23 protein-coding genes are annotated in these 20459 nt (G+C 68.6%); 7 read left to right on the top strand and 16 right to left on the bottom strand.

Translation table 11 applies throughout. The annotated features are described in order from the left end of the window. Nucleotides 1-2: 2 nt before the first annotated feature. The gene (locus tag G6N16_RS17785) at nucleotides 3-656 is read right to left on the bottom strand and encodes a DUF305 domain-containing protein (RefSeq protein ID WP_083032295.1); all 654 of its coding nucleotides are present in this window, start codon (nucleotides 654-656) and stop codon (nucleotides 3-5) included. Then, nucleotides 653-2206: an LVIVD repeat-containing protein gene (locus G6N16_RS17780; RefSeq protein ID WP_083032297.1), complete on the bottom strand. Its 1554-nt coding sequence runs from the start codon at nucleotides 2204-2206 to the stop codon at nucleotides 653-655. Before G6N16_RS17780 ends, G6N16_RS17785 begins: the two co-directional genes overlap by 4 nt. 178 nt (nucleotides 2207-2384) lie before the next feature. On the opposite strand from G6N16_RS17780, the gene G6N16_RS17775 reads away from it, so the two are divergent. The 3 genes from G6N16_RS17775 to G6N16_RS17765 all read left to right on the top strand — a co-directional run bounded on the left by G6N16_RS17775 (nucleotide 2385) and on the right by G6N16_RS17765 (nucleotide 4283). Next, complete coding sequence (locus G6N16_RS17775) at nucleotides 2385-3071, top strand: TetR/AcrR family transcriptional regulator (RefSeq protein ID WP_083032298.1); 687 nt, start codon at nucleotides 2385-2387, stop codon at nucleotides 3069-3071. A gap of 115 nt (nucleotides 3072-3186) precedes the next feature. Continuing rightward, a complete protein-coding gene (locus tag G6N16_RS17770) occupies nucleotides 3187-3789 on the top strand; it encodes a TetR/AcrR family transcriptional regulator (protein ID WP_083032300.1) in 603 nt (200 codons plus the stop codon). Further along, complete coding sequence (locus G6N16_RS17765) at nucleotides 3786-4283, top strand: hypothetical protein (protein WP_083032301.1); 498 nt, start codon at nucleotides 3786-3788, stop codon at nucleotides 4281-4283. Before G6N16_RS17770 ends, G6N16_RS17765 begins: the two co-directional genes overlap by 4 nt. Nucleotides 4284-4300: 17 nt before the next feature. Here G6N16_RS17765 and G6N16_RS17760 read toward each other — a convergent pair whose 3' ends face one another. After that, nucleotides 4301-5098 carry a sigma-70 family RNA polymerase sigma factor gene (locus G6N16_RS17760; protein ID WP_234805945.1) on the bottom strand — a complete coding sequence of 266 codons (798 nt, stop codon included), beginning with the start codon at nucleotides 5096-5098 and terminating at the stop codon, nucleotides 4301-4303. A gap of 240 nt (nucleotides 5099-5338) precedes the next feature. Here G6N16_RS17760 and G6N16_RS17755 point away from each other — a divergent pair, with 240 nt between their 5' ends. Next, a complete protein-coding gene (locus G6N16_RS17755) occupies nucleotides 5339-5701 on the top strand; it encodes a DoxX family protein (RefSeq protein ID WP_083032303.1) in 363 nt (120 codons plus the stop codon). Nucleotides 5702-5810: 109 nt separating this feature from the next. After that, nucleotides 5811-6755 carry a DUF7064 domain-containing protein gene (locus tag G6N16_RS17750; protein ID WP_133052971.1) on the top strand — a complete coding sequence of 315 codons (945 nt, stop codon included), beginning with the start codon at nucleotides 5811-5813 and terminating at the stop codon, nucleotides 6753-6755. Nucleotides 6756-6885: 130 nt separating this feature from the next. On the opposite strand, the gene G6N16_RS17745 is transcribed toward G6N16_RS17750, so the two are convergent. The 8 genes from G6N16_RS17745 to G6N16_RS17710 all read right to left on the bottom strand — a co-directional run bounded on the left by G6N16_RS17745 (nucleotide 6886) and on the right by G6N16_RS17710 (nucleotide 14287). Next, entirely contained in the window at nucleotides 6886-7110 is a 225-nt protein-coding gene (locus tag G6N16_RS17745) for a ferredoxin (RefSeq protein ID WP_083032306.1), read from the bottom strand. After that, nucleotides 7107-8309: a cytochrome P450 gene (locus G6N16_RS17740; protein WP_083032307.1), complete on the bottom strand. Its 1203-nt coding sequence runs from the start codon at nucleotides 8307-8309 to the stop codon at nucleotides 7107-7109. The genes G6N16_RS17745 and G6N16_RS17740 overlap by 4 nt, the downstream gene beginning before the upstream one ends. 100 nt (nucleotides 8310-8409) lie before the next feature. Continuing rightward, complete coding sequence (locus G6N16_RS17735) at nucleotides 8410-9201, bottom strand: NAD(P)-dependent oxidoreductase (RefSeq protein WP_083032309.1); 792 nt, start codon at nucleotides 9199-9201, stop codon at nucleotides 8410-8412. Beyond that, nucleotides 9198-10013 carry an NAD(P)-dependent oxidoreductase gene (locus G6N16_RS17730; protein ID WP_083032311.1) on the bottom strand — a complete coding sequence of 272 codons (816 nt, stop codon included), beginning with the start codon at nucleotides 10011-10013 and terminating at the stop codon, nucleotides 9198-9200. Before G6N16_RS17730 ends, G6N16_RS17735 begins: the two co-directional genes overlap by 4 nt. Before the next feature lie 18 nt (nucleotides 10014-10031). Further along, a complete protein-coding gene (locus G6N16_RS17725; protein ID WP_083032312.1) occupies nucleotides 10032-10907 on the bottom strand; it encodes an alpha/beta fold hydrolase in 876 nt (291 codons plus the stop codon). Then, a complete protein-coding gene (locus tag G6N16_RS17720) occupies nucleotides 10907-12574 on the bottom strand; it encodes a thiolase C-terminal domain-containing protein (RefSeq protein ID WP_083032314.1) in 1668 nt (555 codons plus the stop codon). Before G6N16_RS17720 ends, G6N16_RS17725 begins: the two co-directional genes overlap by 1 nt. Continuing rightward, nucleotides 12571-12873, bottom strand: coding sequence for a ferredoxin (locus tag G6N16_RS17715; RefSeq protein ID WP_083032332.1), 303 nt, complete (start codon nucleotides 12871-12873; stop codon nucleotides 12571-12573). Before G6N16_RS17715 ends, G6N16_RS17720 begins: the two co-directional genes overlap by 4 nt. A 118-nt stretch (nucleotides 12874-12991) precedes the next feature. Beyond that, nucleotides 12992-14287, bottom strand: coding sequence for an NADH-ubiquinone oxidoreductase-F iron-sulfur binding region domain-containing protein (locus tag G6N16_RS17710; RefSeq protein ID WP_083032315.1), 1296 nt, complete (start codon nucleotides 14285-14287; stop codon nucleotides 12992-12994). 47 nt (nucleotides 14288-14334) lie between these two features. On the opposite strand from G6N16_RS17710, the gene G6N16_RS17705 reads away from it, so the two are divergent. Further along, nucleotides 14335-14808, top strand: a complete 474-nt coding sequence (locus G6N16_RS17705) for a hypothetical protein (protein WP_083032317.1) — start codon at nucleotides 14335-14337, stop codon at nucleotides 14806-14808. 14 nt (nucleotides 14809-14822) lie between these two features. Here the strand turns inward: G6N16_RS17705 and G6N16_RS17700 are convergent, their stop codons facing one another. Genes G6N16_RS17700 through G6N16_RS17685 form a run of 4 tightly spaced genes read right to left on the bottom strand, consistent with a single transcriptional unit; the run spans nucleotide 14823 to nucleotide 18403 of the window. Further along, nucleotides 14823-15713, bottom strand: coding sequence for an alpha/beta fold hydrolase (locus G6N16_RS17700; protein WP_234805943.1), 891 nt, complete (start codon nucleotides 15711-15713; stop codon nucleotides 14823-14825). A 14-nt stretch (nucleotides 15714-15727) separates the two neighbouring features. Continuing rightward, nucleotides 15728-16120: a Rieske (2Fe-2S) protein gene (locus G6N16_RS17695; protein ID WP_083032318.1), complete on the bottom strand. Its 393-nt coding sequence runs from the start codon at nucleotides 16118-16120 to the stop codon at nucleotides 15728-15730. A gap of 2 nt (nucleotides 16121-16122) precedes the next feature. Continuing rightward, entirely contained in the window at nucleotides 16123-17277 is a 1155-nt protein-coding gene (locus G6N16_RS17690) for an amidohydrolase family protein (RefSeq protein WP_083032320.1), read from the bottom strand. 34 nt (nucleotides 17278-17311) lie between these two features. Beyond that, nucleotides 17312-18403, bottom strand: coding sequence for an amidohydrolase family protein (locus G6N16_RS17685; RefSeq protein ID WP_083032335.1), 1092 nt, complete (start codon nucleotides 18401-18403; stop codon nucleotides 17312-17314). A 180-nt stretch (nucleotides 18404-18583) separates the two neighbouring features. Here G6N16_RS17685 and G6N16_RS17680 point away from each other — a divergent pair, with 180 nt between their 5' ends. After that, nucleotides 18584-19756, top strand: a complete 1173-nt coding sequence (locus G6N16_RS17680) for an acyl-CoA dehydrogenase family protein (protein ID WP_083032321.1) — start codon at nucleotides 18584-18586, stop codon at nucleotides 19754-19756. A 10-nt stretch (nucleotides 19757-19766) separates the two neighbouring features. On the opposite strand, the gene G6N16_RS17675 is transcribed toward G6N16_RS17680, so the two are convergent. Further along, complete coding sequence (locus G6N16_RS17675) at nucleotides 19767-20390, bottom strand: TetR/AcrR family transcriptional regulator (RefSeq protein WP_083032323.1); 624 nt, start codon at nucleotides 20388-20390, stop codon at nucleotides 19767-19769. Nucleotides 20391-20459 lie beyond the last annotated feature (69 nt).

The raw sequence follows: 20459 nt of genomic DNA, 5'->3' as shown, positions 1-20459 counted from the left end.
GATCACGGATACGCCAGTGGCTCGGCGCCACGGCTTTTCAGCATGATCGCCATCAGCTGCAGTTCCTGGGTCTGCTCGTCGATCATCGCCGCGGCAACGCGCCGGACCGCGTCGTTGTGCGTGCGCTGGACCGCATAGCCGGCCATCTCGATCCCGCCCTGATGGTGGCGGCTCATCAGCTGAAGGAACAGCACCTCGTTGTCGTGGCCGGTGCTGCGCTGCAGCCGCTTGAGATCCTCGGCCGAGGCGAGTCCGGGCATGCTCATGGTGTGCGCGCCGGAACCGTGTTCGCCGCTGCCGTGCCCGGAGTGCTCGGTGCCGCCGGTGTGCATCCACGCCATCGGGTGCGGTGATTGCGGCGGGGCGCCGGCCATCTGGAGCCAGCCGGTCATCACGCCGATCTCGGTGAGTTGCTGGAAGCGGATGCCTTCGGCCAGTGCCCGGGAGTCCGGGGAGGCGTCGGTGCTGAGCATGTCCGACATCGTCACCGCCTGCTGGTGGTGCCCGGACATGTCCTGGGCGAAGCCGATATCGGTATCCGACAGCAGTGCGGCGGGCGTCTCGCGTCCTCCGGTGACCAGCAGGGTCACCCCGGCGCCGAGGCCCACGGCGACCAGCAGCGCGAGCAGCCGGGTCAACGAGCCGCGGGTGTTCACCGCGGCGGGTACACGGCCGGGTCCAGACGCAACGCCAGGAAGCCGTTGTCCGAACAGGTGACATAGAGCAGGTTGTCGCGGAACTCCGGCGGCGACATGCACCAGTCCGCCGACAGGTCCAGCCCGATGATCCGGCCGTCGCGAACGATGTTGTCGCCGTTGATATCCCCGTTGAGGATGGCCTTGGCGATGGCGACGGTCCCGCTCAGCGGGGGCACCACGATGCCGCCGAAGCGGACGTGCTGGGAGTTGGGCAGCTCGTCGTTGCGGCCGGTCTGGGCCGGCGGGTTGAAGTAGGCGATCTCCCGGATCCGGTCCGGATTGCGGACGTCGAACACCCGGATGCCCGACTGCACCCAGCCGCAGGCCAGCGCGCGGGGATCGGTGCGCCGGTCGACGCTGCAGTAGTGCGCGTCGTAGCCGAAGAACCCGCTGCTCGATGAGCTCGCCGCCCAGCGGTCGGCGTTCTGCGGCAGGTTGATCTCCAGCTTGATGGTGTTGCGCAGCCGCAGGTCCGCGAGGTCGGACGCGTCGAACAGTTTGACGCCGCCCGAGCCGGCCTCGTCGGTGGCGAACAGGTACGGCACGCCGTCGTAGGTGACCGGGATGGCGTGCTGGGTGATCATCCCGTCGTGCCAGTGCTTCCAGCCGCGCATCGGCAGCAGCTGGTGCATGGTCACCCCGGGGGAGGCCCGGTCCTGGATCGCGCTGGTGTCCAGGATGTTCAGCCCGGCCAGCGTCGCCATGTACATGGTCTCGCCGTCGGGGCTAAAATCCATGCCGTGGCTGCCCAGGCCGGCGGGCGCGCTCCACAGCACGGTCGGGTCGGTGGGGTCGCTGACGTCGACGGCACTGGCCCACGCCTGGCCCGAGGCCCAATAGGTGTTGCCGTCGGGGGAGAAGCCGCCCTCGTGGGTGAACATCGGGATCCGTACGCCCGGCAGCGATCCGCGGCCCTCGTTGAGCAGGCGCGGGTGCGCGCAGTCGGTGGCGATGTCGTAGATCGAGATGTAGCCCAGGCCGAAGACGAACGGCACCCCGGTGCCGGCCAGCAGCCCGCGTTTCTCGTTGACCTTCAACGACTCCCAGGTTCCGTTGACCATCGCGGGCTCGGTCAGTACCGCGGTCTGGACCGGGTGCTCGGGATCGGAGGCGTCGATGACGGCGACGCCGTCGGTGTGCGGAAAGGTCGACCCGACGTAGATGCAGTTGCGGTAGGACGTGCTGGTCCACCCCGCGCCGGTGCCCTGCAGCTGGCCGAGCAGGTCGATGTTGCAGTTGTATCCCGCCTTGCTACGCCCCGAGTCCCGGTCTTCCACCGTCACCTCACCCTGCAGACCGGTCTCGGTGCGGTCGGTGCTGCGGCAGTGCGCGGGGGCGACCGCGGTGGGCCAGATGTCGTGATCGGCGTCGAAATCATCGGCCGGTGCGGCGTGCGCCAGACCGGTCCCGAAGCCGGTCAGCATGATGGTCGCCGCCAGTCGCAGCGCGACGGTGCGAACGGCGCCGACGGGTCGCCCCGTCGGTATCGGCGCGAAGTTTGTCGGCATCCGCCGACGATAGCAATCCTCTATAAGATTAGAGGAATCAACGGCGGAATACGGTGCACACCGCCACCCGGCCGAGCCCGGCCGGGCCGGCCGCGAGTCGTATACTGACCGCATTACCGCACGTAGACGATACAATTCAGCCGAGCGGCGACGTCAGATCGCCGATGCGGGCATCGCATTGCTGGGCAACCACGGGTCCCGCGGACTCAGCCATCCGAAGGTCGATGCCCAAGCCGGCCTGCCGGCCGGAACCGCCTCCTACTACTTCCGGACCCGGCAGTCGCTGCTGCACGCCATTGCGGCCCGAGTCGTCGAACTCGACGTGGCCGATCTGTCGATGCTGACCGAACTCGGTGGTTCGGCGAGCGCAGGCGGAGTTGGCGCGAGCGTAGCGAGTGCCGGCGGAGCCGGAGCGAAGGCGGGACCGCCCGCGGTGGACCTGGGTGGTTCGGAGCCGGGACCGCCCGCAATGAACTTGGCTGACGACGGGTCGTCGGGCTACTCGGGAACCCGCGGGTTGGCGGCGCTGGTCATGCTGTCCGGCACGGAGCCGTGGCTGACCCGCACCCGGGCCCGCCTCGAGCTGATGCTGCTGGGCCGCAACGACCCCACCCTGGCCGAGGAATTCCTGGACTTCGGGACCCGGCTCTACGGACTGGCCCGCGATGCGGTGGCTCAGTGGCAGGCCGGTGAGGGTTCGAGCGACGGGGCGGTGCCGGTGGCATCGGCCGATGAGCAGGCCGTGCTGGTACTCACCTACATCAGCGGCGTGATGATGACCTTCGTGCACGGAATGCCGGTGGTCACCGACGTCGACCGACTCGACGGGCAGATCCGCCAGATCCTCCGCTCCGGCGGGACGTAGCCTCCGGAAGCAGGGGCGGGAAGTCGGTGCTGAAAGTGACGCTTGCCACAACGGGAGATCTAACCTACTGTACGTTCATTAAGTAGGTTCATTCGACCGGAGGACAACCAGCCCCGTGACCTCTGCCAGGCCTTATGCGACGCTGCTCGCCAAGGGTGAGGACCGCAAACAGCGGATCCTCGACGTTGCGCAGCGCCTGGTCACCCGCAACGGGTGGCGCAACACCACCCTGGCGCAGATCGCCAGGGAGGCCGGGGTGAGCGCGGCCGGACTGCTGCACCACTTCGATTCCAAGGAGCAGCTGCTGCACGCCGTCGTCGACGCCCGCGACGCCGACGACCTCGCGCACTCGGACCGGTCCGGTGATCTGCTGGTGCAGATCGCCCGCGCCGGCGACCGGGTGGAACGGGCTCCCGAATTGGTCGGGACCTACTCGGTGCTGCTGGTGGAAAACCTGATGCCCGACGCGCCCCTGCACGACCGGCTACTGGCCCGTCAGCGCGCCGCCGTCCGGATCATCACCGACCTGATCGCCGACGCGCAGGCCAGCGGGCGCTACCGCAATGATTTCGACCCGGCCGTCAAGGCCGTGCAGATTGTGTCCCTCGTCAACGGATTGGAAATTTCATGGCTGCTCGATCCATCGGTTCCGCTGCAGGAAACACTGCGGGAGTACGCGACATCGCTGGCGAGGGAGTTCGCACCGGACGCATCGTGAGGTACCGGCTCGACGTCGTCGCCGCCACGGTCGCCGACGCCGTTGCGGCCGCCGGTGGCTGGATGTTCGACCGGGTGATGGCCGGCTGGGACGTCCGGGTGATGCTCGCCGACGCCGGTGACGTGCGTCCGCTGGAGATTCTCGGCGCCGAGATCGCCGATCTGGAAACCGAATTGGTCCACGGGCCGGCCGGTACCCATCCGAATGCGCTGGCTGTGGCCGGCGAGCTGTATGGCTCGGATGCCCGCATCCGCGAAGGCGTGCGCCAGGCGCTCGAGCACGGCGGCACCGAGGTGACCCTGTGGGGCGACTTCTGGCCCAGCGAACTCGACCGCAGCGTGGGCTCGGTCGAACACCGGCTGACGGTGGCGGCCAAGGCCTTCAAGTCCCAGGCGCTGGCCGCGGCCAACACCACGGCCGAGCCCGGATCGGTCGAGACGTTCCGCAGCGCCGCCCTGTGCTTTCCCGTCGTCGCGGACCTGGTGCCGGCCTGACGGTTCCTGAATCACCCCTACCCGTCGCCCGGGGCGGCAAGCGCGAATGCCGCGTTCGGGGGTGCTCGGCGGATGTTGATGCGGACAACCCGCTCGTCGTCCAGCGTGATGTCGACGACGGCGAGCAGGTGGCCGCCGGGGGCCAGGACATAGGTCGGGCATCCGTCGGTGAGGACCCAGGTGCCGGCTCGGATGCGCGCGGCGAACAGTCCGGTTTCCTCGGCAATCGCGCGGGCGCCGGTGACGACGGTCGGTGTGCGGGGTGGGACGAGAGCCGGATCGACGACCCGGACGCAACCGTCCGCCATCAGAGCGATCATCCGGTTCAGGTCGCCGCCGCCGGCCGCGGTGAGGAACGCGTCCACGACGGCGGGGGCGGCGGGCGCAGCGGACGCAGGCGATTGGAGTCGTCCGCGCGCACGGCTCGCGTGCTTCTTCGCACTGGCCGGGCTGGTGCCGAGAACGTCGGCGACCTCCGCGAAGGTCATACCGAACAGGTCGTGCAGAACGTATGCGACGCGCTGCGCCGGTGTCAGCCGGTCGAGCACCACCATCAGCGCGCGGGAAACCGACTCCCGCTGCAGGTAGCGCTCGTCGGCCGCGAACACCTCGGCGGGTGGCAAATCCGCGAACAGGGGCTCCTCCGGCCGCCGGCTACGGGTGCGCAGCTGATCCAGACACACCCTGGTCAGCACGGTGGTCAACCATGCGGCGGGGTTGCGCGGACGTTCGCCTACCGTGACGGACGCCTTGATCCACGTGCTCTGCACCGCGTCCTCCGCGTCCTGGAGGCAACCGAGCATGCGGAACGCCATCGCGGTCAACTGCGGCCGGACCGCTTCGAAATCTGAGACCGGGACCACCACATGTCACCTTTCCGGGGTTCGGGACGTCGGTACAGGTGAGACGACCGATCTCATTTCCGACGGACCGAATTCCGAGGAGGCAGCCGCCATGAGCGTACCGAACACCCGATTCCGCAGCACATCCCGACAAATCTCCGCCGACCACGACCCGATGTTTCGTTCATACACCGTCGCGGTCAGGCGAAGCGCATGACCACGGCGCTGTTCGTCGCGACGATCGTGTGCATCGCCGCCAACGCGCTCATCGCCGTCGCCGACTACAGTCGGGCCGGCTTCGTGTTGCAGAACTCCGCCGAGGTGCACGTGCCCGTCGGCGCCCTGCCCTACCTTGCGACGTTGAAGCTGGCCGGGGCCATGGGGCTGACCGTCGGCCTCTTCGCGGTTCCGTGGCTCGGCGTCGCGGCCGGAACCGGACTGGTCCTGTTCTTCACCGGTGCCGTTGTCACCCATATCCGGGCCCGCGTCTTTTACAACATGGCCTTCCCCGGCCTGTACCTACTGCTCGCGATCGCGTCCACCGTCTACCTGGCAGCGCTGGCCATCGAACGCTGAGTCGGGGGCTCAGCGGGCGCCTCTTGCCACGCCGCAGTGACAGACCGCGCTAGATTTGTCACGCGTGCTGCGCCGCGTCGCAACTGCCCCGGCCGAGGAGGACTCCACTGTGACCGAACCGGTCGACTCCGATGAACCGTTGCTGCCCAACGAAACCGATGAGCTCGCGCATCCGGCGCCCGGCGACGCACTGTGGAACGAGAGCTGGTATTTCGACTTCGCCGATCCCGCGGCCGGCATCGGTGGCTGGATCCGGCTGGGCTGGTACCCGAACGAGGGTCAGGCCTGGGTCAACGGGCTGATCTGCGGTCCCGGACGGCCGACCGTCGCGCTCAACGACTTCCGGGCCGCGGTGCCGAACGACCCCAACAACACCCAGGCGAGCGGAATCACGCTGTCGCACCACGCGATCGAGCCGTTGCGGTCCTACCGGGTGGTGATGCACGGCCAGGGCCGCAGCTTCGACGATCCAGCCGAACTGCTGCGCGACGGCGACGGTTCGCCGGTACCGGTTTCGATCGATCTGGTCTGGTCCACCGCGGGCCGCCCCTACCGATACCGGCTGGCCACCCGCTACGAGATCCCGTGCACGGTCAGCGGAACCGTCACCGTGGGGGAGCGCAGCTACGACGTGAAAGCCGCAGCGGGGCAACGAGATCACTCCTGGGGTGTGCGGGACTGGTGGAGCATGGACTGGGTGTGGAGTGCGATCCACCTGGACGACGGCACTCACCTGCACGCCGTCGAAGTCCGTATTCCGGGCCTCGACCCCGTCGCTCTCGGATACCTCCAGGATCCCGACGGGAACCTCGACGAGCTGCGGAGTGTTCGGGCCACCGAGGACTTCAGGCCCGACGGGCTACCCGCGGGCGCGCACGTCAGCGTGCAACCCGGTGACCTCGAAGTCGACGTGACGCCGGTCGGTCACGCGCCGGTGCGGCTGGTCGCCGACGACGGGCGGGTCGCCGAATTTCCCCGCGCCTGGGTGACAGTCACCACCGGCGACGGACGCCGCGGCGTCGGCTGGATGGAATGGAACCGCAACCGCCGCTGACCCAGCTCGGCCTACTCCGCGAGATCGATGGTCGGATCCGGCCAGCGCTGGCTCCGCAGGCTCCGCCAGCTCGGCCTACTCCTCCTGCTCAATGGTCGGATCCGGCCAGCGCTGGCTCCGCCAGCTCGGCCTACTCCTCCTCGACAATGGAGATGGCCTGGCGGGGGCACTGGCGCACGGCCTCGCGGATCAGCTGCTCCCGTTCGGGCGTCACCTCGTCGTCGAGCACGTGCAGGTAGTCGTCGTCGTCGAGCTGGAACACCTCGGGGATGATGCCCATGCAGACGGCATTGGATTCGCAGATCTCGAAATCGACGACAACCTTCTTCTTCGCCACTGCGGTTCCCTTCGTCATCGGAGCACCTTCACCGGAACATGGTGGTAGCCGGCCACATTCTGCATGTGCACCCGCTCCAGTCCGTCCCACTGCACCTCGTAGGAGGGCATGAAGTCCAGCAGCCGATCCATCGCGATCGTCGTTTCCATCCGGGCCAGCGCCGCACCGAGGCAGCTGTGGATGCCGTAGCCGAAGCCCAGGTTCTGCGCCTCGGTCCGATCGCGCTCGATGTCGAACACCCCGGCGTTGGTGAAGGCGCGGGGATCGCGGTTGGCGGCGGCCTTCATCAGGAACACCGGCTTACCGGCCGGGATCGTGACGCCGTGCAGCGTCGCCTCGCGCAGGGTGAACCGGACGTTGTAGTGCACCGGCCCGTCGAAGCGCAGCATCTCCTCCACGGCGCCGGGCAGCAGGCTGCGGTCGTCGCGCAGCTTCTGCCACTGATCCGGGTACCGGGCGAAGGTGACGATGGCGCTGCCCACCAGCTTGGTGACGGTCTCCGCGCCCGCGCCGCCGAGCAGCGAGGTGAAGCCGGCGATCTCGATGTCATCGAGTTTGCGGGTGCCGCCGTGGTCGTCGGGCACCTCGGCCGCGATGAGCCGGCTGATCATGTCGTCCTGCGGGTTGGCGCGCCGCTCCTGTGCCAGCTGGTAGTAGTAGGTGCCGGATTCGATGGCCGCGGCCATCCCGGCCTCGGTGTAGCCGATGTTGCCCGGCTCGCGGGTCAGCGAGATGTCGATCCACTCGCGGACCTTCTGCCGGTACTCCTCGGGGACTCCGGCCATCCGGGTGATGACCTCCACCGGGAAAGGCCCGGAGAAGTCGGCGACGACGTCGAAGTTGTCCGCATCCACTTTGGACAGGTACCGGTCGATGAGTCCTTCGACGGTCTCGCGCTGGGACTGGATGGCCCGCGGGGTGAACGCCTTGTTCACCAGGCTGCGCATGTAGCGGTGCTCGGGCGGGTCCATGAAGATGATGGACTTCACCACGTTCTCCCCGGACCGGATCATCGACAGGTCGCAGCCCTTGGACGACGAGTACGTTTCGTGGTCCTTGAGCGCGGCGGCGACGTCCTCGTGCCGGGTCAGTGCGTAGAAGTCGTGCTCTTCGTTGTAGTAGACCGGCGCCTCGTCCTGCATCCGCAGGTAGATGTCGTACGGATCGTTGTAGTACTCGTCCGAGAACGGATCGAACACCACCGAGGGCTTCGTCATCTGCTGCTCCTCCGCTGTGGCTGATGGGCGGGAAGTTACGAATGTTAGATAATCTGTAACGCTAGCACTTTTCCCTCCTCGGCGGTGGGAATCGGCCGGATCAGCGGCCCAGACCGGCGTCCACCAATGGTTCGAGCCGGCCGAGATCGGTACCCAACTCGGCAGCGGTGCCACGCACCACCGCGACGTCCTTGCCGATGAACTCGGCGACCGCGGCGATGAAGGCCCCGGTGGAACCGGCCCGGGCGATATTGGTCATCGCCGCGCTGGCTGCGCTGCCCTGTGGCAGCGCGGTCAGCAGCGCTTGTTCGGTCAGCCCCAGCCGGTCGCCGAGCCGGACGGCTTCGGCCATCAGGCCGATCTGCGCGGCGAACAGCGTGTTGTTGACCAGCTTCATCTTCTGTCCGGCCCCGACGCCGCCGGCATGCAGGATCGGCTCGGCGTAGGCGGCGAGCACCGGCCGGGCCCGCTGCAGCGCTTCGTCGTCACCGCCGACGAACACCGTCACCGCACCCGCAGCGATGTCGTGCGGGCCACCGCTCACCGGCGCGTCGAGCACCGCGACGCCGCGCAGGCCCGCCGATTCGGCGAGCACTGCGGCGGTATCCGGGCTGCCGGTGGTGTGCAGCACCAGCACCGAGCCGGTGGGCATGGCCGCGATCAGCTCCGGTGCGACGGCGTTCACCTGGTCGTCGGTGAAGACGCACACGACGACGACGTCGGCGCCGTCGGCCGCCGACGCCGCGTCCGCGACCGCAGTGGCACCGAGTTCGGTGACGGCGGCGCGGCTCTGCTCGGTGCGGCCGAGCGCCCGCACGTCGTGGCCGGCCGCGGTCAACCGCGTCACCATCGGGGCGCCCATTCGGCCGGCCCCGACGAAGCCGACTCTCACCGGGGATGGCCCATCGAATCCAGGGCGGCATCGGCGGCGTGGAAGACCTTGCCCTGCGGGGCGCCCGCGGCATCGGCCAGGCTGGCCGCCAGCCGAACGTCCTTCTGCAGCAGCGCCCCGGCGATTGGCGCCAGCGCGTCGAGGGTGCCGCCGAACGCGGCGATCGAACCGAGCGCGCGACTGTTGGCCGAACCGCTGGTCATCACCTGGCAGGCCTTGTCCCGGGGCACGCCCAGGGACTCGCCGAGCTCGAGCATCGAGATCGCCGCACCCAGGTTGGCGCTGAACAGCAGGTTGTTGAGGATCTTGGTGATCTGGCCGGCGCCCACCGGGCCCAAGTGGACGATCGGGTTGGCGTAGGTCTCGAAGACCGGGCGGACCCGGACCAGTGCCGCCTCGTCGCCGCCCACCATCACCAGCAGCGTGCCGGCCGCGGCCGCGGGGCCGCCGCCGGACACCGGCGCGTCGAGCACCGATACGCCCTTTGCCTCGGCGCGTTCGGCCAACTCGCGGCAGGTGTCGGGATGAACGGTGCTGTGGATGACCAGGGTCGAGCCCTCGGTCATCGCGTCCAGCAGGCCGCCGTAGACGAGTTCGCGGACGTCGTCGTCACCCACCACGCACAGGCAGACCACGTCGCTGGCGGCGGCCAGTGCCGCGGGGGTCTCGGCGTAGGTCGCGGCGGTGTCGGCGTAGGGTTCCAGCGACTCGGGGCGGCGCGCCCACAGCGTCGTCGGGATACCCGCCTCGACGATCGCCCGGGCCATCGGCCCGCCCTGGCTGCCCAGTCCGATGAATCCGACTCGTGTCACGTGGCCTCCCTAGCCCTCTTACTGAATGCATTCCTGTATGTACGACAGTACGCTCTGGTGATAGTCGGCCGCGGTGTGTCCCAGGCTCAGGTTGTGCCCGGCATTCCGGTGGCGGGCCACCGTCACACGCGGGGCGTTGCCGAACAGCGCGGCGACCTCGGCCATGGCGGAATCGTCGTTGCGCCAAACCCGTTCGTGTTCGCCGAGGCTGTAGCGCACGGGCACCCGGACCGCACCGGCCAGCCGGGGGAACGTCTCGCCCCAACTGCTGACCAGGGTGGCCTCGTAGCCGGGGGAGATCGGGCCGCCGGTGATCCGCACGGCGCCGGCCACCCGGTCCGGATACAGCTCGGCGGGCTCCCACAGCAGTTCCCGCAATCCGGTCGGGATCCGCTCGGCGGTGGCGCCGGCCAGGATCGCGCGGGCGTTCGGCTGCTGCTCGACACCGGTACCGGAGATCTCGATACCGAGGAGAGTGTCGCCCTGCGGATGCTCGCCGGCCATCCGCAGCACCAGCTCGCTGCCGTTGGAGTGCGCCAGCAGGAACAGTCCGGCGCCGCGGTCGCGGTCACCGAGGATCGTGTCGATCGCCCGGTAGACCATGTCCACCCGCCGGGTGGTGTCGTCGAATTCGGAGGCGAAGGCACCCGATGCGCCGAAACCGGGTCGGTCCAGCGCAAGCACGGTGAACCCGGCCGCGGCACCCAGGCGCGGCAGGGACAACTCCGGATGCCCGGGCGGATGGAAGTACGCGGCGGTCGTCGCACCGCCGTGCAGCGCCACGATCGTCGCGCGCGGCGCGGGAACCGCCGCAAGCACCCCGGACATCGGGACCCCGTCGACCAGTGTCACCCTCGGCGCCGGTTCGACGGCCACCGCGGGCCGGTCGGTCATTACGAGTCGGACCGCAGCAGCATGACCCCGCTGGGTGTCAGACCGCCCGAGGAGGCCACCGCCACTTTGGCATTGGGCACCTGACGCTCGCCGGCCTCGCCGCGCAGCTGGGTGACGGCCTCGTGGATCAGGCCCATGCCGTGGGTACGGCCGTGGGAGAGCTGGCCGCCGTGGGTGTTGACCGGGATCACCCCGTCGCGGGCGATATTGGTACCGCCGTCCAGGAAATCCTTGGCTTCGCCGATGCCGCAGAAGCCCAGCGCCTCCAGCCAGGACAGGCAATTGAAGGTGAACCCGTCATAGAGCTGGGCGACGTCGACGTCGGCAGGCCGTAGGTTGGTGCGCGTCCACAGGTGCGCGGCCTGGCCCAGCACCTGCGGCTCGTGGGTCAGTGTGGTCTGGTCCCAGTCGGTGCGCTCGATGATCTGGGTGCCGACGGCCTCGATCCGCACCGGCGGCTTGGCCAGGTCGGCGGCCGCGTCCACCGCCGAGACCACGACGGCCACCGCGCCGTCGCACGGCACGTCGCAGTCGTAGAGGCCGAACGGCGTGGTGATCATCCGGGCCGACAGGTAGTCCTCCATGGTCATCGGATCCCGGTAGATCGCCGTCGGATTCAGCGCGGCGTTGGCCCGCTGGTTCAGCGCGATCCAGCCCAGGGTCTCCCGGGTGGTGCCGTAGCGGTGGAAATGCCGCTGGGCGTTGAGCGCCAGGGTGTGCGCGGCCGACATCGCCCCGAACGGCAGCTGGTAGCTGTTCGAGCGCGGGCCACCGGGCGGAGAAACCTTGCCCTCCTTGGCCAGTGCCTGATAGGTGGCCTCCCACAGGGTGCGGAAGCACAGCACGTGTTTGGCCATCCCGGTCGCCACCGCCATCACCGCGGCGATCACCGACCCGCCCGGACCGAAGGTGTCCATGCCGCCGTTGATCCAGGTGGGCTTGATGCCCAGGGCGCCCTCCAGCACGGTGACGCCGCCCTCGCCCATCCCGACGGCGTCCATCGACGGGTAGGTGGACATGCCGTCGATGTCATCGAGGGTCAACCCGGCATCGGCGACCGCGGCCTCACACGCCTCGATGGTCAGCGACAGCGGCGGCACCATCAGCCGGCGGCCCATCTTCGAGGCGCCGATACCGGTGATCGCGGCGCTGTCCTCGAACTTCTTGCGGGTCAGCATCGGGCGCACGTGTTTGGCGAAGTCGGTCGGCGCGATCTCGTCGACCGGCAGCGCCCCGTGCTCAACCGGGCTGACCGGTTTGAACAGCGGCAGCCAGACGTCCTCGTACTGCTGGAAGAACACCTCGACGATCTGGCCGATCTCCAGCCCGGCACCGTCGAAGGTTCCGGAGGGATCCTCGCCGATGATGTTGGTGGTCAACCGGACCCGCGGGTCCTCCTCGATGGCCACCTGGGCGATCACGTATGGCGGTTTCAGACCGGGAATGGCGAAGCGCTCGTTGACGGTGAACGCCGACAGCACCGCGCGCCCGGAGACCTCCCGCACACCCATGTCGTGGCTGCGGCAGTACCGGCAGATCGGCTGGGGCGGGTGGATCAGCGCCGAGCACGCCCGGCATTCCTGGATCCGCAGCTTGCCGTCCTCGCCGGACTTCCAGAAGAACTCGTTGTCGAATGTCAGCTGCGGCAGCAGAATTCGTTGACTCACCGGGTAAACCCCCACTCGGCCTCGTTGTGATCGACTTTCAGATGTTCGGCGGGATCCGGGTCACCGGTCTGTGACGACGGCGGCGGTGGATCGTCGGGCCGTCGCTCGTCGACTTCCATGATGGCGTGGATGGGGCAGTCCATCAGCGCGCGCAGTACGTCGTCGCGATCCTCCGGCCCAATGATGCCGTTGCCGACCAGGACTGCATAACCCCAGTCGTCGAGGGAGAAGTACTTCGGGGCGTGCCGGGCGCAGATCCCGAACCCGTCGCACAGCGTGCGATCCAACTTGATCCGCATCTGTTCACTCATCGGGGGCCTCCTGGCGATTCGATCGCTCGCTTGCTTCGCTGCGCTCGCTCCTCATCGGGGGCTTCCTGGCGATTCGATCGCTCGCTTGCTTCGCTGCGCTCGCTCCTCATCGCGCCTCCACCTCAAACGGCCGCTCGGCGACATAGGCACCCGCGGCGCACACCGCGCAGCTGTTCCCCAGGTGTGCGTCGACGTCGGCGCCGAATTTGTTCAGCAGGCTGGCGGCGATGTTGGTGGCCGCGTCCAGGGTGCCGCAGGCGCCCCGGCCGCGCAGCACCTGGGACCAGCGGCGCAGTCGCGCCAGGTCCTCGGCGTCGGCGGTGTGCTCGCGCAGCGCGACTGCGACTGCGGCCATCGCCGCGGTGCCGTTGAAACACGAGCCGCACTGGCCGGCGTTCTCCCGGCCGAAGTACTCCAGCACCGAGGCCGCCACCGCCACCGGGCATTCGTCGGTGATCAGTGCGATGGCGCCGCAGCCCAGGCCGCTGCCGATCGCGGCGAACCCGGCGTGGTCGACGGTCGCGTCGAGCACCTCGCGGTTGACCAGCCCGGCGAAATAGCCGCCGAGCAGTGCCCCGCGAACGGAATCGCCTGCAACACCGTGGTGCGCGAGCAGTTCGGCGACGCCGATTCCGTGCGGCAGTTCGTAGAGGACCGGATCGCGTCCGGCGACGGTGATGGTGGCCAGGAAGCTGCCCGGGCTGGCGTCGGTGCCGACGGAGCGGTAGTCCGCGGCGCCGTGGGCGGCGATATAGGGCAGGTTCGCCAGCGTCTCCACATTGCTGACCAGGGTGGGCAGCCCGCCGATGCCCTCCAGGAAGGGCCTCGGCGGCTTGTCGCTGGGTTTGGCCGGACCGCCGTTGATGGCCCGCACCGCTGCGGTCTCCTCACCGGCCACATAGCCCGGATCCACCACGCGCAGGCTCACCGACACGTCGCCCAGCGCGTCGGGGCCGAGCTCGGTCAGTGCGGCGCTGACCGCAGCCGCCGCGGCGGGATCGGAGACGTACACGTGGGCGTGCCGGGCGCCGACCAGGTGCGCGGCCAGCCGCAGCCCGTCGAGCACCAGATGCGGACGGTTCCGCATCAGCCAGCGGTCCTTGACCGAGGCGGGCTCGCCCTCTTCGCCGTTGGCCAGCACGACGGTGTCCCAGCCGGCCCGGTGCGAGGTCCGCACGGTGGCCAACTTCACCCCGAGAGGGAACGCGGCACCACCGCGGCCCTGGACACCGGCCGCGGTGACCTCGGTAAGCAGCGTGTCGGCGTCACCGAGGGGTCGGTACCCGCCGGCGGCGGTGTAGTCGGCCAGTGACTCGGTGCCCGGATCGGTGCGCAGCAGCCGGGCCTGCAGGCCGGGCCAGCCCACGACGGACAGTCGCGCGGTGTCGGCGTGGGCGGTCATGAATACCTCCTGCGAACCGGTGCCCGGCCGTGGCTAGGCTGAAATTCGTGAGAACAGCTGTGGTGCGGGTGAAGGTCGACCCGACGGGTGCATTGACGCCCGAACAGTTGACCGCCCGCCAAGCCGATCTGGCCGCATCGGCCGCGGCGGCGGGACTGGAACTGATCGACAACAACCTGGCCGCCATGCCGCCGAGCCGACGTGAGGTCGAACTGCTGATGACCGGCGCCGACGCCGATGCCCTGCAGGCGACCGCGATGGCCATGTGCGCCAACGTGTTCGGCACCGATCCGGTGGCCGGCGTTCTGACCTTCGTCAGTCACGGCACCGATGAGGACGCCGCCGGCGTGCTGGCCGGTTTCGGCATCGGCGGCGACATCCAGCGGGTGCCGGGGGAGCTGGGCTGGGACATCATCACCGTCACGTTGCGCCGCGACGACGTGGCGCGGATCCCGGAGAGCCGGATTCACACCGCGCTGGAATCGGCGACCAACGCCGAGATCCATATCCGCATCGCCTGAAGGGGAGGGGCGCATCAGCGGCCCAGGAATTCCAGGATGGCCGGCGCGGCCTGCACCCAGGTGTCGAACATGTTGAATTGCTTGACCTTCCCCGACGCGCGGTCCTCACCGGCGCGCTCCCAGGCGTCCTCCGGCCACGGCGGGTCGATCAGGGTGGAGCCCTTGATCAGGCAGCTGATCTCCAGCGACGTGCGCTTGGGGTGGTCCATGTCGTTCTCCCCACCCCGGATGATGAGGGTCGGCACCGTGATGTTGTCGAACAGTTCGTCCTCGACCCCGGGAATGGTCTGGCCGGGCTTGGGCACGAACGCGTTGAGCCAGCGCAGCATCAGCTTCAGGAATTCGTCCGGATCCTGACCGAGGATGCGGGTCTGGTTGTCGGGGTTCTCGGCGATGCGTTCTTTCCACTCACCGATCTTGACGACGTCCTTCATGCCTCCGCCGCGCACGGCCAGGATGCTCGGCACGATGTAGTAGGACCCCAGGACGAACGACCCGTACACGCCGCCGACGATGTTCCACACCACCAGCTTGGTGACCATCCCCGGGTACAGCATGGTGGTCAGCATGGAGTCGCGGGCACCGCCGGAGCCGCCGGCCAGGATGCACGGTCCGATGCCCAGCTCGGTGATCAACGCGTGCAGGGTTTCCGCGCGCATGTGAGATTCGCTCTGCCCGTAGAACTGCACGTCGGATTTGCCGCAGTTGGGGCGGTCCCACAGCAGCACCCGGTAGCCGCCGGCCACCAGTGCCTCGGCCAGCGGACGCAGCCCCGGAATGTCCTTGCTGAACCGGCCGCCGGGTGTCAGGGCGATGAATTCGCCTTCCTTGCCCAGGATCTCGTAGACGACGTTGCCGCCGTTGATCTCCAAAACCTGCTCACCCTCTTTGAGGTCGATGGCCACGGATATCCCTTCGCTCAGGCCTGGACCAGGACGTCGTTGTCGACGACCCGGACCGGATAGGTACGGATGCTCCACTCCGGCTTCACCGCGGTGGTGCCGGTGGCCAGTTCGAAACCCCATTGGTGCCACGGGCAGTAGATGAACTCGAGATCGCGGACCATCACCGCGTCGCCGGGCACGCTCTCGTCGACGATATTGCGGCCGCGGGCGCGCCCGGAGCACAGCGGTCCACCCTCGTGTGGGCAGTAGTTGGCGATCGCGTAGAACGTGCCGTTGACGTTGTAAACACCCACACCGTGGCGGCCGATCGGCACGAGCTTGTGTGTGCCGGGCGGGATTTCGTCGACGGTGGCCACGATGTGTTCGCGGCCCTGAGCGAGCCGAGGCTCCTTGGGATCGTTGCTCACGGTCAGAAGACTCTCACTTGTCCTTCGAGGGCGGGCACGGTGTCGGGCAGGTGGTAGGTCTCGATGCCGTTTTTGAACATGACCGCCTCGCGGGCGTGTTCGGGCAGGTGCTTGACCAGCCAGCGCGGGTCGTCGAACGTCCAGTGCGGGTAGTCGCTGGAGTAGAGCAGGATCTTCTCGCAGTCCATCCACTCGAACGCCCGGGTGAGTTCGGTCTTGTCCTCGGGGTAGTCCAGCGGCTGGGTGGTGAACTTGATGTGTTCCTTGACGTATTCGCTGGGCTTGCGCTTGATGTCCATGAAGCCCTTGCGGGCGTCGTAGATGGCGTCCATCCGCCACATCAGCGGCAGGATCCAGGTGAACGCGTGCTCGATGAACACCACGCGCAGGGCCGGGAAGCGGTCGAAGACGCCGTCGAAGATCAGCGACATCACCTGGTTGGCGGCCAGCAGCGAGTAGCTGCACATGAAGTCGTGGTTGTAGCTGGGGAACCCGACCGGCGGGATCGGCAGCGTCTCGAACTGACCGCGGGCCAGGTGACAGCTGATCGGCAGGTCGTGTTTGGTGGCCGCGGCCCACACCGGGTCGTAGCGCGGGTCGCCCCAGGACGGGCGGGGCTCGGCCTTGATCAGGATCTGCGACATGTACGGGTGCTGCGCCCAGGAGTCGATCTCGGCGGCTGCGGCGGCGGGCTCCTCGATGGCCACGCAGATCGAGCCGCGCCAGCGCTGGTGCCAGTTGTTGTGGTCGTCGAGCCAGTGGTTGGCCAGCCACAGGTTGGTGGCGGTACAGAAGGCGGAGGTGGCCTCGGGAATGCGCATCTCGCCATGGATGGGTTCCAGGATCGCGATGTCGGATCCGGCCTCCATGATCAGCTGCTTGAGCGCCAGATCGGGGTCGCTGCAGGCGAACTCGCCGTCGGCGGGGAAGGAGTCCACCCGCATGGCGTAGGAGTGCGCGTAGTCGGGGGCGTCGTAGAAGATCTGTTCCCCGACGCGGTGGGACAGGAAGTACTTGCTGCGCCACGGCTCGGGGATGTAGCCGACCATCTCTCCGCGTCGCGGCACCGGGTGGACATCGGAGTCCACGCAGCGCACCGGGATGCGCTCGGTGGGGGTGACCCGGTCGGTGGTCGAGGTGACCGCGGTGGTGGTCATGGCGCTGCCCCTTCCTGTTGTGCCTGCCGTCGCCCTAGTGGGCGGCCAGCCCGGCGGGAATCTCGATGCCGTAGAGCTCGGCGGCATTACGCCAGCAGAACTTTTCGCGCTGCTGCTCGGTGTAGGAGGCGGGGACCTTGAGCTCGGCCAGGTGCCAGTGCGGATAGCTGGAGCCGAACATGGTCATGTCGTCCTTGCCGGTGAAGCCGAACCACTCGCCGGCGAACTCGGTGTCACCGGGGCCGTCGAAGGCGCCCTGGACGAAGTACACGTGGCCGGGCAGGTAGTCGCTGGGCATCTTCGGTGCCCACGGGGTCTGCTCCAGGTGCGGCCGGCCGAAACAGTCCATCCGCCAGATGAACGGGGTCAGCAGGTCCCCGGCGCCGTCGGCCCAGACGAACTTCAACGCGTCGTACCGCTCGAAAACACCCTCGGCGATCATGTTGAGCAGGTGATAGATGTAGTTCAGGCCCATGAACCCGGCGAACTGCTCGTGGGTGCGGGTGCGCCCGGACGGGGTCGGCGGGAACGCGATTCCGGCGCCGACCTCGATGTGCGCGGCGATCGGCAGGCTCGCGTCGATCGCGGCTTCGTACAGCGGCCAGAACTGCGGCTTGCCGTAGAGCTCGCGAGACTGCAGCGGAATGCCGATCTGCACCACCTGCGGGTGGTCCTTGTACTTGGCGATCTCGCGCAGCGCGCCGGCCATGTCGTCGGGGTCGACGCGGATGGTGCCGCGGAACCGCGGGCCGAACTCGGGGTGCTCCAGCCAGCGGGACACCATCATCTCGTTGTGCGCGGCGGCCAGAGCGGAGCCCAGGTGGCGGTCGGGCATGATGCCGCGGGTCATCGGGTGCAACACCGCGATGTCCACGCCGCGGTCGTCGAACAGGTGCTTGGCGACGACGTCGACGTCCGAGCCGGGGTACTGGCCGTCGGGCCCCTTGGTGCCCTTGGCGTACTCACCGCCGGGAGCGCCGTACCAGTCCATCTCGTAGTCGGGGAAGCCGCGGCTGCGGAACGGTTCGCGCAGGTAGTTCTCCCGCAGGTCCTTGTTGGATCCGAAGAAGATGTGCACGCTGGCGTCGATCACGGGAGTGCGGGTGCCGTCGGCGAGCTCGAACATGACCTCATCGTACAACGACGTTCTTCGGTTTTAAGAACGTTATTCTCGAAAGTTTGGCAGGGCCTCGCGTGCGGGTGTGATTGGTGCGCGGGATGGCGGTGGGCCGACATCTGAGAATGATATTCTCGCTGGTATCCGCGGCGGACGCGGGGTGCCGGTCGCCATCGGGAGAGGGTCTTCATGCAGCTGAGCTTTGATGCGGACGTCGAGGCCTTCCGGGCCGAGTTCGTGGCCTTCCTCGACGAGAACCTGCCGCCGGAGGCCGAGACCGCCGAACGCTCCCGGACCTGTTCGCACATCCCGGAATGGGCGCGGCGCTGGCAGCGGCTGCAGTTCGACTCCGGCTGGCTGTTGCCGGGCAACCCGCCGGAGTTCGGTGGTCGCAATGCGACCGTCGTGCAGCAGTACGTGCACCGCGAGGAGCTGTCCCGGCGGCGGATCTACCACACCTACAACCCGCAGGGCGTGGGCATCGTCGCGGCGTCCATCCTGTCGTTCGGCACCGAGGAGCAGAAGCAACGCTGGGCGGTGCCGATCCTGCGCGCGGAGATGACCGCATCGGTCGGTATGAGCGAGCCGGGCGCCGGGTCGGACCTGGCCGGGCTGCGCACCCGCGCCGATGCCGACGGCGATCATTTCGTGGTCAACGGGCAGAAGGTGTGGACGTCCGGGGCGCACGACGCCGACGTGCTGCTGACCTTCGTGCGCACCGACCAGGAGGCGCCCAAGCACAAGGGCATCAGCGTGCTGCTGATCCCCACCGAGTCCGAGGGGCTGGTCCGCCGGCCCTTCCCGACCATCTGCCACGCCGACGACGTCGACTTCAACGAGGTGTTCTTCACCGACGTGCGGGTGCCCAAGGAGAACCTCATCGGCCCGGCCGGCGGAGGCTGGCGGGTCGCCAACGGCGCACTGGGGCATGAGCGCACCATGATGTGGATGCAGTACGCCGACCGGCTGCACAACCTGATCACCGACTTCGAGCCGCGCACCGAGATCGAGCGCGACCGCTACGCCACGCTGCTGATGGACCACCGGGCGCTGCAGCTGATCGGTTCCGGGGCGGTGGCCGCCGCGGCTCGCGGGGAGGCGGACCTCCCGTCGATCTCGGTGCTCAAGGTGCTCGGCTCGGAGGCCGAGCGCGACGCCACCGAGGCGGCGCTGGAAGCGGCCGGCATCGACGGCCTGCGTCACCCGGCGACGACGGCGCCGTATGCCCCCTACGATCTGGACTATCTGTCGGCCAGCTGGATGGAACGGTACTTCCGCAGCTTCGCCGGCACCATCGCCGGCGGCACGTCGGAGATTCAGCGCAACATCATCGCCCGCGGCCTCGGGATGCCGACGCACTGACGGCCCGCGCTCAGGCAGTGAGATACGCCGTTGTCATGGCGGTGATTTCGTCGGCCCATTGATCCCAGCCGAGCCCGTCGGGCCACCACGGCGCCACCGCGGCGCGGTGTACGCCGGCGGCCAGAACGGTGCGCATCGCGGTGGTCAGCGCGGTCGACGGCGACGGGTGGGTGATCTCGGCGCTGTGCGGTAACGCGGCGTCGAAGAACAGGCGCTGCACCCCGGCGATGGCCGCCAGCCCGCTCTCGTGGCGATCCGCCGGTCGGGGTGCGCTCAGCACAGCGGTGTAGAGGGGGCCGACCCGGGCGAGGTACTCGGCGAAGCCGTGGGTGAACGCATCCAGCACCCCGTCGATACCGGGGGCACGCGCCGACAGCGCCCCGGCGATGGTGGTCTGCAGGTCCTCGAGCGCGCCGTCGATGACCGCTTCGAGTAGCTGCTCCTTGCCGGTGAAACGACGATAGACGCCGCCGACGGAAACGCCGGCCCGCTCGGCGACCGCGGCGATGGTGAACTCGTCGAATCCCTGGGTTGCCAGCACCTCGCGAGCTGCGGCCAACAGTCGTTCCAGCGCGGCGCGGCTGCGGGCCTGGCGCGGTGGGATGACCCCGGTTGGCGCATCGGATGTGGTCATGTCCGATGACGTTACCGGGTGACGGGAGTCTTGTCTCAAAACAGGAACGTATGCTCCGGTCGATACCGG

It is taken from the genome of Mycolicibacterium insubricum, from assembly GCF_010731615.1.
GTDB classification, from domain to species: domain Bacteria; phylum Actinomycetota; class Actinomycetes; order Mycobacteriales; family Mycobacteriaceae; genus Mycobacterium; species Mycobacterium insubricum.
This window is presented reverse-complemented; position numbering and strand designations above follow the sequence as displayed.